The organism is Sporomusa intestinalis (assembly GCF_055383785.1).
Genome location: NZ_AP042390.1, coordinates 1,505,052 through 1,515,886, shown reverse-complemented (window position 1 = coordinate 1,515,886; position 10,835 = coordinate 1,505,052). Strand labels below are relative to the sequence as shown.

General features: G+C 49.3%; 8 protein-coding genes. 3 read left to right on the top strand and 5 right to left on the bottom strand.

All coding sequences use genetic code 11. The features are described 5' to 3' along the window. The first annotated feature begins 122 nt into the window (after window positions 1–122). A complete protein-coding gene (locus tag ACZ481_RS06915) occupies window positions 123–1,775 on the top strand; it encodes an ATP-binding protein (protein ID WP_464769430.1) in 1,653 nt (550 codons plus the stop codon). 116 nt (window positions 1,776–1,891) lie between these two features. Here ACZ481_RS06915 and ACZ481_RS06910 read toward each other — a convergent pair whose 3' ends face one another. The 4 genes from ACZ481_RS06910 to ACZ481_RS06895 all read right to left on the bottom strand — a co-directional run bounded on the left by ACZ481_RS06910 (window position 1,892) and on the right by ACZ481_RS06895 (window position 6,601). Continuing rightward, window positions 1,892–2,452, bottom strand: a complete 561-nt coding sequence (locus ACZ481_RS06910; RefSeq protein ID WP_464769429.1) for a nitroreductase family protein — start codon at window positions 2,450–2,452, stop codon at window positions 1,892–1,894. 197 nt (window positions 2,453–2,649) lie between these two features. Continuing rightward, complete coding sequence (locus tag ACZ481_RS06905; RefSeq protein WP_464769428.1) at window positions 2,650–3,504, bottom strand: DMT family transporter; 855 nt, start codon at window positions 3,502–3,504, stop codon at window positions 2,650–2,652. 228 nt (window positions 3,505–3,732) lie between these two features. Continuing rightward, entirely contained in the window at window positions 3,733–4,923 is a 1,191-nt protein-coding gene (gene megL / locus ACZ481_RS06900) for a methionine gamma-lyase (protein WP_464769427.1), read from the bottom strand. Between the two features lie 94 nt (window positions 4,924–5,017). Beyond that, a complete protein-coding gene (locus tag ACZ481_RS06895) occupies window positions 5,018–6,601 on the bottom strand; it encodes a sigma 54-interacting transcriptional regulator (RefSeq protein WP_464769426.1) in 1,584 nt (527 codons plus the stop codon). 554 nt (window positions 6,602–7,155) lie between these two features. On the opposite strand from ACZ481_RS06895, the gene ACZ481_RS06890 reads away from it, so the two are divergent. After that, entirely contained in the window at window positions 7,156–7,839 is a 684-nt protein-coding gene (locus ACZ481_RS06890) for a TerC family protein (RefSeq protein WP_464769425.1), read from the top strand. 111 nt (window positions 7,840–7,950) lie between these two features. Next, a complete protein-coding gene (locus tag ACZ481_RS06885; protein ID WP_464769424.1) occupies window positions 7,951–8,877 on the top strand; it encodes an NAD-dependent epimerase/dehydratase family protein in 927 nt (308 codons plus the stop codon). 131 nt (window positions 8,878–9,008) lie between these two features. On the opposite strand, the gene ftsH is transcribed toward ACZ481_RS06885, so the two are convergent. Continuing rightward, on the bottom strand, window positions 9,009–10,817 hold the full coding sequence (gene ftsH / locus ACZ481_RS06880) for an ATP-dependent zinc metalloprotease FtsH (RefSeq protein ID WP_464769423.1): 1,809 nt from the start codon (window positions 10,815–10,817) through the stop codon (window positions 9,009–9,011). Between the last annotated feature and the right edge of the window lie 18 nt (window positions 10,818–10,835).

Sequence of the window (10,835 nt, the reverse complement as noted above, 5' to 3'; positions counted from 1 at the left end):
TTTGCGAATATTAGCAAAGGCCATCTAAATAGATGGTTTTTTTCTTAAGCTGTGTAATTTGCGGATACACATCAATTTGCGGGAGCTAATTTAATTTTAAAATTTGGTTATTAGGAGCAGTCATGGATTATGTTCAGTTAGCAGTAATTGGCTCATCAATTGGCACGGCTTCCATAGTTCTTATTTATTTATATCTGTATGCACTGTATGGCCAGCATTATATGGGCATCTGGGCCGTCGGCTGGCTTATCCTGCTAGCTCGGTATATAATGTTTGATCTAGGGCTGCTGCCCTGGAAACAGTCCGCCATAGGTATGACTGCATATCAAATGATGATTATAATCAGTGTGTTCCTGTTTGTGTGGGCCACTTATCTTTATATGAATAAACCATTTAACAAGTGGTGGTTATACGGAACTGGTGCTATTGCTATCATAAGTTTAACAACGAACATTCTGAACTTGCCGTTGATTTATATGCTAATGCCTCCCATCTATTTTGGGTGCTTTGTCTGTATATGGATTGGAGTAGTTTTCATCCGCAATTCCCAACTAAAAGGAATCGGCCACCTGATTACCGGCTATGCCTACATCGCTTGGAGCCTCCTCAATCTAGCCGCCCCCATTACGCTATGCGGCACATGGTTTCTCCCCTGGGCGCACGCCCTCGGCGGCATATTCCGCTTATTAATAGCTCTAGGCACACTAATGGTCTATTTAGAAAACACGAGAATCGATTTAATAAATAAAGAAACTCAGTATCGCTTGCTTGCGGAAAATGCTGCCGATACAATCTATTTCTATCAAATCTATCCCACAGCCAAACTCCAGTATATTAATCCGACCGTTCGCCTGCTCACTGGTTACACACCTGAAGAATTCTATAAAAATAACAATTTGGTTTTTGATTTGCTACATGCCGATGACCGCAGCCTGGTCGAGGATTGTATCCGGGACTTCCCCCGCTCGCTTGAATCACCGCTAACATTACGGCTGGTGCGAAAAGATAAAACAACCCTATGGATTGAGCAGAAATGTGCACCGATTTATGATAAACATAATAAAATTACGGCATTGCAAGGTATTATCCGTGATGTTACACCTCGAATGGCCTCCATGCTGGATCAAATAACTATGGTAGGAAGCATGGCCGCAACAGTTGCTCATGAAATCCGCAACCCCATGACCACGGTGCGTGGTTACTTACAGCATATGGGAAGCAAAGAAAAATACCAAACTGATAAAAAGAAGTTTGACTTAATGATTGAGGAAATCGATCAAGCCAATTCTTTTATTAGCAAATACCTGTCTTTATCACAGGAAAAATTTTCGAACTTCGGAATATGCTCCTTAAATGCGATTATTGAAGCGTTATATCCTCTGATTCAGACTGATGCCACTGGGGCAGCGGTATCTGTAACCCTTGACCTTAATACCGTTCCCGAACTTCTTTTAGATGAAAATGAAATTCGCCAGTTGTTGTTAAATCTAGTGCATAATAGTATGGAAGCCATGCCGGCAGGTGGCAGCCTGGCCATAAAAACAGCCTTTGAGGCTGGCAAAGCGGTCTTATCTGTCAGCGACCAGGGGCCGGGTATTCCTGTTCATATACTGGATAACTTAGGCACCCCTTTTATTACTACCAAAAAGACAGGCTCAGGTTTAGGGATCCCCATATGTTACCAGATAGCCCGCAGACATAATGCTACTATCAAAATTTATACCGGTTCTGAAGGAACTACCTTTTTAGTTTACTTCAATCCGCCTGCTGCATAAAATGCAAATCGGCTTTCTCCTGTTGGTCATCTATCTTTACCTAACAAAATGAGCCATTACTAACCCAAGCTTAGCTATGGCTCACTTCACTAATTCGCTTGTTCCTGCCGCCCCTGTTAATCCCTATAAAAAATCAGGACTGGCTTCCGGCTGGGAGGGGACTGCGGTGCGGCCGGATAACCTATAACCATGGGGCAAACCACCTTGTAACCGGAGGGAATATTGTATTTTGACCGGAAAGCGGCAGTATCACATATGTATTCAGCAAAGCCGATCCAACAGGTTCCCACCCCGTAGTCGCCGGCGGCAAGCATAATGTTGCCGGCTGCCAAAGTACAGTCATAGGTATGCCAATGGGAATCAGAGTTGCCATAGATGATCAGTAAGCAAGGGGCATTATAAAAAATATTATAGTTTTCATCCTCAAGCCAACTTTTATATTGCCGGAAATACGGATACGTTTCAAGATTTTCTGTCAGGTATTTTTTGGTTTCATCAGACAAGCGCTTCATGTCGTTTTTATCGGTTATAACAACGAACCCCCACGCTTGCTGCCCCGAACCGGTGGCAGCCTTCGTGCCTAATGCAATCAATTGATTGATGATATCTGCCGGGATCGCCTGCGAAGTAAAAGACCGAACACTCCTTCTGCCATTAATAGCTTCGACAACCTGCATGCGGCCAACTCCTTCCTGCGCCTATCAGACTGCTGAATAGGCTTCTTTGCGTGATTATTCTATGAGGGTATTCGCTCCATTCCATATTTTTCCTGCAAAAAAAAACAGCCCCTTCTAAAATTTTAAGCCATGTAGGTCAGCGGCTAAGGCAAAAGGACGATGGCAGTGGCGGACAAACAGACACTGCCATCGTCTCCTTAGGCCTGGCTTGTTTTTAGGCCGGCGATAAATACACCGGCTAAAACAAGCAGCGCCCCAATATATCCCTGGAGTTGAAGAATTTCCTGCAAAAAGATAAACCCGAACAAGGCCGAAAATACCGGTTCCAGCGCAAACAGCACACCGGTGCGTTCAGGCGTTGTAAACTGCTGGGCGATCGGCTGCACAACAAACCCAAAGGCGCTGCACACAAGCGCCAGCCCCAGTACAGCTATCCATTCCGTGGTGGTCACAGGCAGCGTTGGCGTTTCAAAGATAAAGGAAAAAATCAGTCCATAGAATGCCGCAAATCCCAGTTGGAGGATGCCAAGCTGCAGGGTATCGGTTTTATGAGCACAATAATTTGTGACTATAATATGGACGGCATAGAGAATTGCGCCAAGTAAACACAGCATTGAGCCGCTTTTAATTTCAAAGGTGTCGCCAATTGTCAACAGTCCGATCCCGGCCACAATGACTAAAACCCCAGCCACAATCGGCGGTTTAGGAATTGTGCGCGTAAGCAGGGATTGCAGGATCGGGACAAAAATTACGGTAGTACTTGTTAGAAATCCGGCTGATGAGACCGTTGTTGTTGACAAGCCAAACAGGAGGGCAGTGAAAACACCAAAAAGAATCAGACCAAGCAGGGCGCTATACCCCATTGCTTTTACATCCGCTTTAATTACACGCGGAAAAAAGATAATAAATGTTGTAGCAAAGGCAATCCCGAACCGCAGTGTTATCAAATTAAACGGCTCAACCCCATTAAGTCCGAACTTCATTAACAGATAAGAGGTCCCCCAGGCGATAGAAACCGTGGCAATAAGTAAATCCGCTTTCCTTGCTGTCATGTTTTCCTCCGTGCAGCAGCAATAATTTCTGTTACTGATTCGGGCTGGTCCGGTGCTGCGCTGCTGCAATAAGTATACTATGAGGAAAAGAATTATAAAAACGCATTTTTCAAATCTTTAACATGACATTTTTTAATTCAATATCAGCCTTATATCTAGAAGATCCCGCATACCAAAATAAAGAACCTTAACCCCGCATACGCATGGGATTAAGGTCCTGCCATCAGCTTACAGCCATGCCAGCGCCTGTTCCAGATCGCTGATAATATCTTCCGGATCCTCCAACCCGACCGACAGTCTGATAAGGCCATCGCTTATGCCGGCTTTAACACGCTCTTCCCGGGCCAGCGGTGAATGGGTCATAGACGCCGGATGCTGAATCAGGGTTTCCGTATCGCCCAGGCTGACAGCCAGTGCACACAGGGTAACATGATTCATGATTAAACGCCCGGCCGCGATGCCGCCGGTTACCTCAAAGCTAATCATAGCGCCAAAACCAGTCATCTGGGCTAAAGCCAGCTCGTGCTGGGGATGATTCTTCAGGCCTGGATAATATACCTGCTGCACTTTGTTATGCTTTTCCAGATACCGGGCAACCTGCATGGCATTTGCACAATGCCGCTCCATACGTACACCCAGAGTTTTCACCCCCCGCAAAGTCAGCCAGGCGTTAAATGGGCTGATACAGCCGCCAGTAATATCTTTTACCCCGACAAAGCGCACCTGATTGATAAAATCCTGTTTCCCTAACACCACACCGGCAACAACATCGCCATGGCCGTTAATATATTTAGTGGCGCTATGGACAACAATATCGGCCCCCAGCGCCAACGGCCGCTGACAGTACGGCGACATAAAAGTATTGTCGACAATAAGCTGGGCATTGTAGGCATGGGCCACCTTAGCCGTTGCGGCAATGTCGATAATTGCCAGGGTTGGATTCGCAGGCGTCTCAATATAAACCGCTTTGGTATTGGGCTGCATCGCCGTGCGGATATTCGCCGGATCAGTTGCGTCCACAAAGGTAACGGCAATGCCAAACCGGGGCAGGCTGTGGGCCAAAAGCGCATGTGTGCACCCATACAAGGTAACGGCAGCAACAATATGGTCCCCCTGGCGGCAAAGCGTTAACAGCGAGCCGGCAATCGCAGTCATGCCAGAAGCAACCGCGAGGGCAGCCTCGGCTTTTTCCAAGGCTGCCAGCTTTAGCTCCAATACCTGCTGGGTTGGATTTCCCAGCCGGGTATAGATAAAGCCTTCTTCTTCCAAGGCAAACCTGGCGGCTCCCTGCTCAGCCGTCGCAAAAACAAAAGTTGAGGTCTGATAAATGGGGGTCGATAAAGCCCCCGTTATTGGATCTGGCGACTGGCCGGCGTGAATGATGGCTGTATTATAGCCAACCTGTTGCTGCCTGTTCATAAAACCAATACCTCCTCGCTTCTCTATAGCCAAACTGTAATGCAACTTTTATGCCAGCCGCTATATTGAAAACAAACAAGCAGGCTGCGGTTTGCTACCGCCCTTCTTTGCGTGCGGACGGGAGCAAATGCTCCAGATTATACCGCCTGATCTTATTTAAAACTGCAGTGTGCGACAGGCCAACCTCACGGGCGGCCCCCCGGGCGCTGCCATGCTTTTGCAGCGCCTTTTCCAACATTGCCTTTTCCGTTTGATTGATGGCCACTTTAAGGCTGTTGCCCTGCCGGTCCCGTTTTTTGCCGTACTCCGGGCTATGTTCACCTGCCAGCAGCAAGTCGGCGCTTGCGATATCGCCATCACAAGCCAGATGGATGGCCCGCAAAACGACATTTTGCAGTTCCCGCACATTCCCCGGCCATTCGTAACCGGTCAACAGGCTGTATGCCGTTTGCGAAAAATGCACATTTTTATTTAATTCCAGACAATATTTCGTGTGAAAGTATTTTATGAGGAGGGGAACGTCCTCCGGCCGCTCCCGCAGCGGCGGAATCTGGATAGGGATGACATTAATCCGGTAATATAAATCCTGCCGGAACTGCTTTGCCTCCACCATTTCTTCCAGATTCCGGTTGGTCGCGGCAATAATCCGGACATCAACGGGAATATGGCTGTTGCTGCCCACCCGCCTGATAGCCCCTTCCTGTATCGCTCTAAGCAGCTTTCCCTGTAAAACAAGGGATAGCTCACCTATTTCGTCCAGAAACAAGGTCCCCTGCTGCGCCGCTTCAAAGAGCCCAAGCTTCCCCCCTTTTTTGGCACCGCTGAAAGCCCCTTCTTCATAGCCGAATAATTCACTTTCCAGCAAAGCCTCAGGCAAGGCAGCGCAGTTAAGAGGTACAAAAGGCTGCCGACTGCGGTTACTGGACTCATGTATAGCCCGGGCAAACAGTTCTTTGCCTGTTCCGCTCTCACCGCGGAGGAGAACCGTGCAGTCGCTGACAGCCACTCTCTGGGCAAAGTCAATACAGTGTTCCATAGCGGAACTGGCGCGAATAATGGTATTGAACCCGACACCCGGGCTTTTAATCATCGAATGGACTAATTTTTGCGCCGCTTTCATGCTTTTCAGGGTGGCCACGGCCCCAATTATCTGGTTGTTCTCATTTCTGATTGGCCGTCCCGAACACAAGTAGTGAAGGATACCGCGAGGGGTATTTGTCAGCATCTGCTGATTATCAAAGCTGTGACCTGATAAAAGTGCCAGCAGTTGCGTATCGGCACCGGTTAGCTGTGTAATCGTCCGGCCTACTGCCGTCTCTTGCTCAATATAAAGCAGGCTTGCTGCCGCTGAATTGATATAGCGGATCGTTCCCTGAATGTCCAGACCGATAATGCCCTCATTGACGGACTCCAAAACGGCTTGCAGTTCTTTTTCCCGTTGTTCGTGAGGTTGTAAGGCAGTATCGGTAATGGCAATAATATCACTATGACATAATAATTCCTGTTGCAGAATTTCAGCAAGTCTGCCCCCGGGCATTACCTGAAACTTAAGGAAAATTTGCCCGGGAAAAACCTCCATGGAACTTATACTTACCCCTTCGCGGGAAAACACCTGCACCACATCCTGGATCATCCCAATCCGGTCTGTCGTCGTAACCAGCCATCGCACTACCCGCATATGTATACGCTCCTAACACAAAGGATATCTTAATTTTACTTTGAATGATCTTTCCGTAGCAAGCATTATTTTCTGACTATTCTATTAATCGAATCCCCGAACCGTATTTTTTGAGGGCAAATGCCGCCAATGGCAATATTAATGCCGCTAGCGGCATTAATATTGCCATTGGCGGCATATATCCTGCCATGCCATTCCCTGCATTTTCTTGTCCCCAAGGTCAGCGCTAATCACTGATTGACTTTGGCAGGGAAATAATATATACTACTTACAAAAGCATATGATTTACAAGGGGAGTAACCGACAAGCAAAGTCGTCATTGCGGCGCAAGCCCGGCTTTGCTGGCAATCTGATTATTGCTGGTAAGACCTTGCCTATTCAGGTAAGGTCTTTTTATTATTTTCCCACACAGGACCTTACCTGATAACCGGGTAAGGTTTTTTGTTTTCACAAATCCTTTCCGGAGATATCCTTGCTTTTCTTGATCTTCTTAATAACCAACCGCCTTGGAAAGTGTTAAGAGCCAATCAGAAAATATTTAGGGGGTAGTTGCAATGGATTTTTTAACAACTGAATTTTTGTGGGGCCTACTGGCGATCATTTTTATCGACCTTGTGCTGGCAGGCGATAATGCGATCGTAATCGGCATGGCGGCGCGCCGTCTGCCGGCCGACAAGCAAAAAAAGGCGATATTCTGGGGAACAGCGGGAGCAATTTTTATCCGCTTCCTGTCGACAGTGGCAGTTGTATGGCTGTTGAAGCTGCCGGCTCTGATGATCACCGGCGGTCTGCTGCTCATCTGGATCGCCTATAAGCTGCTGACCGACCAAAAGGATAAGGACATCAGCGCGCACTCCGATTTGCTGACCGCCGTGCGCACGATCATAATCGCTGACGGGGTGATGGGCATTGACAACGTAATGGCCGTAGCCGGTGTAGCCCATGGCGATATGTTGCTGGTTACTGTTGGTATACTGATCACCATTCCTGTCATTATCTGGGGCAGCACCACTTTCATTAAACTCGTAGACCGGTTCCCGGTTGTGATTTATCTGGGCGGAGCGGTACTCGCCTGGACAGCGGGCGGTATGATTGCCGGCGATCCGCTGACAATGAAATACGTTGACCTGTCTGCCACCGGCAAATGGCTGCTCAGCGGCACACTGACCGCCGCGGTTTTAGGTGCGGCCCGCCTAAGCTCGACGGTCAAAAGCAAGCCCGCCCCGGCCGAAGGGTAAGAACATTATTATTTTTATTTATTTAATCTACAATATGCTCCCTGAAACAGCCGGATAGTGGTACAGTGATGATAAGCAGTGGCTTATCAATCATAAAGAGGAGAGCGGACAATGAGAATTCTGTTGGCAGGCGGAGCCGGCGATGTGGGCAGCAACCTGGCTGCCTATCTGGGCCGGCAGGGCCATACAGTAGTGATTCTTGATAAAAAAGCTGCCCCGTTGGCCCAGACTACAGGCAATGTGACTGCCTGTACGGCCGATCTTACGGACCCGGCAGCGCTTAAGGATATTGTGGCCGGTATGGATGTGGCTGTGAATTTGGCCTGGAGTTTCAGCGACGAACCGAAGGTTGTGTTTACCAGCGATCTGCTGGGGCAGGTTAATTTACTGCACGCCTGTGCTGCGGCCGGAGTGAAACGGTTTGTCTATACAAGCACGGCCGGCGTTTATGGCACGCCTCCCGCCGGTCCGGTTAACGAAGCAGATCCTTGCCGGCCGGAACGGGCCCGTAAACCGTTGTATGCAATTGCCAAGCTTTGCGCCGAGCAGTTAGCGCTGGCCCTTGGCCGGCAGCAGAATCTGCCGGTGACAGTATTGCGTTTCTGGTGGGCTTTTGGCAATACGATTGGCGGGAAACACCTGCGGGAATTAGTGAAAATAGCCCTTGCGGGCCAGCCCCTGTCAATGGTGGCAGGAGCCGGCGGCACCTTTGTCAGCATGAATGATTTAGGGGCAGCGGTCGAGCTTGCCGCCGCCCGGGAGGAGACGGCCGGCAACACTTACAATATTGGCAGTCTGTTTCTAGCCTGGGAAAAAATCGGTCAGACGATTATCGAATTAACGCAATCCGTATCGCCACTGCAGCTAGTGGCGGCAACAGACTGGAGTGGTCCGGCATTTCTGAATGAAACCTGGCACCTTAACTGGGATAAAGCGACGGTGGATATGGGCTATCAGCCCCTATTAAGTCCGGCTGACACCTACACGGCTTTTCGCCGGGCCCTGACAAACTGTATTGCCGGGCTGCAAATAAAGTAAACACGCTCAACAGCGCTGCAGATAGCTAACAACAGACTGCAGGCAAACACAAACAACCCCCTCAGCTTGATCCATCTTAAGCTGAGGGGGTTGTTGTCTGCTTTCGCCTAACAGGCCTGGAGATCATGCAGTTAGGACATCGTCCTTACAATCTGAGTAAGCTCATCACCGGAAATGACTTCCTTTTCCTGCAAAAACTTGGCAACCTCCTCCATAACAGCCAGGTGTTCGGCTAAAATCTGCTTGGCCGTATTGTGTGCTTCCGTCAGCAACCGTTGAATTTCCCCATCAATATGTTCACTGGTAACAGGGCTCAAATCCTCTCGGCCTGCAACCCCGCCTCGTAGATAAGCTCCGGCGGCATTCGCATAGCGAACCGGCCCCAGCTTGGCGGACATCCCGAACTCAGTCACCATGCGCCGCGCCATTTCTGTAGCCCGTTCCAGGTCATTTGCCGCACCGGTGGAGCTTTCATGAAAAATAATCAGTTCGGCCGCCCGGCCGCCAAGCATAACGGCCATACGGGCCTTAAGCTCGGTTTCACCGATCAGATACCGGTCTTCTTCCGGCATCTGCATAGTATACCCTAAGGCCCCTTTAGCGGTGGGAATAATACTGATCTTGTGAACCGGATCAGTCCCGGGCAGATAATAGGCTGTCAGGGCGTGGCCGACCTCATGGTAGGCAACCTTGGCCCGGATATCGTCGGAGAGGGGCGTTTTCCGCTGCAATCCGGCGACAACCCGTTCAATCGCCAAATCAAAATCAGCCATGGAAATGGTTGCCGCTTGCTGCCGGATCGCCAGCAAAGAGGCCTCATTCGCAATATTGGCCAGCTCGGCCCCGGAAAAGCCGGCGGTTATTTTGGCCAGGCGCGCAAGATTTACATCACTGCCAAGCGGCATATTACGGGTGTGGATCTTAAGAATCTCCATCCGGCCCGGCTCAGTCGGCAAGTTTACCTGAATTTGCCGGTCAAACCGGCCCGGCCGGATGAGGGCCGGGTCCAGAATTTCCGGACGGTTGGTGGCCGCCATAATGATAACCCCCGAATTGGCCTGAAATCCGTCCATTTCCGCCAACAGCTGATTCAGCGTGTTTTCCTGTTCGCTGTTGCCGCCGATCCGCCCCATGCTGGTGCGGGCCTGGCCAATGCCATCAATCTCATCAATAAAGATAATACAGGGGGCTTTTTTTTGGGCCTGCTCAAACAGGTCGCGTACCCTGGCTGCGCCCACACCGACGAACATTTCCACAAAACTGGAACCTGTTAGGAAGAAAAAGGGAACTCCCGCCTCGCCGGCAGTCGCTTTGGCCAGCAGTGTTTTGCCGGTGCCGGGCGGGCCGGCCAGCAGAACTCCCTTCGGCAGCCTGGCACCCATGCGGCCAAACTTCTCCGGTTTTTTCAGATACTCAATAATTTCCCGCAGTTCAATTTCCGCTTCACCAACCCCGCCGACATCGCTGAATTTAATCCCAACCATTTCGCCCTGAATCTCATGGGCCTTGCTTTTCCCCAGCGACATGGCATTGCCGCCCCCACCCATCCGGCTAAAAATAAAATACCAGATTAAGAGCAGCGGCAATAAAGGCAGAATCCAGCCTAACAGGGTTGAAAACAAGCTTTGCGTTGGCGCCTGGGCTGAAAACTCAACCCCGGCGGCTACCAGGCGCTTAATCAGTTCAGGATCACTGACGGCCACAACATTGGCAACTGATTCTTTCTGCGTGTCTGTTGCTTTTAAAGTAAAGACAATACGGTCCCCGTTTAAAATAACGGTATCAATCTTATTCTCATTCAAATTCTGCAAAAAAACATTGTAACTGACTTCTGTTTCGCGAATAATAAACGGCTTATACACAAAATCGTTAAAAATCCAGGTCGCCATAAGGGCTATGACAAGATACCAGGTGGAAAAATTCCGTTGTTTTTTATCCATATTGCCCTCCCTTGTTGT

Bases quoted from the DNA above. Each gene is read 5' to 3' on its own strand.
- ACZ481_RS06915 (WP_464769430.1), top strand. From the start codon at position 123: ATGGATTATGTTCAGTTAGCAGTAATTGGCTCATCAATTGGCACGGCT.
- ACZ481_RS06910 (WP_464769429.1), bottom strand. From the start codon at position 2,452: ATGCAGGTTGTCGAAGCTATTAATGGCAGAAGGAGTGTTCGGTCTTTT.
- ACZ481_RS06905 (WP_464769428.1), bottom strand. From the start codon at position 3,504: ATGACAGCAAGGAAAGCGGATTTACTTATTGCCACGGTTTCTATCGCC.
- megL (WP_464769427.1), bottom strand. From the start codon at position 4,923: ATGAACAGGCAGCAACAGGTTGGCTATAATACAGCCATCATTCACGCC.
- ACZ481_RS06895 (WP_464769426.1), bottom strand. From the start codon at position 6,601: ATGCGGGTAGTGCGATGGCTGGTTACGACGACAGACCGGATTGGGATG.
- ACZ481_RS06890 (WP_464769425.1), top strand. From the start codon at position 7,156: ATGGATTTTTTAACAACTGAATTTTTGTGGGGCCTACTGGCGATCATT.
- ACZ481_RS06885 (WP_464769424.1), top strand. From the start codon at position 7,951: ATGAGAATTCTGTTGGCAGGCGGAGCCGGCGATGTGGGCAGCAACCTG.
- ftsH (WP_464769423.1), bottom strand. From the start codon at position 10,817: ATGGATAAAAAACAACGGAATTTTTCCACCTGGTATCTTGTCATAGCC.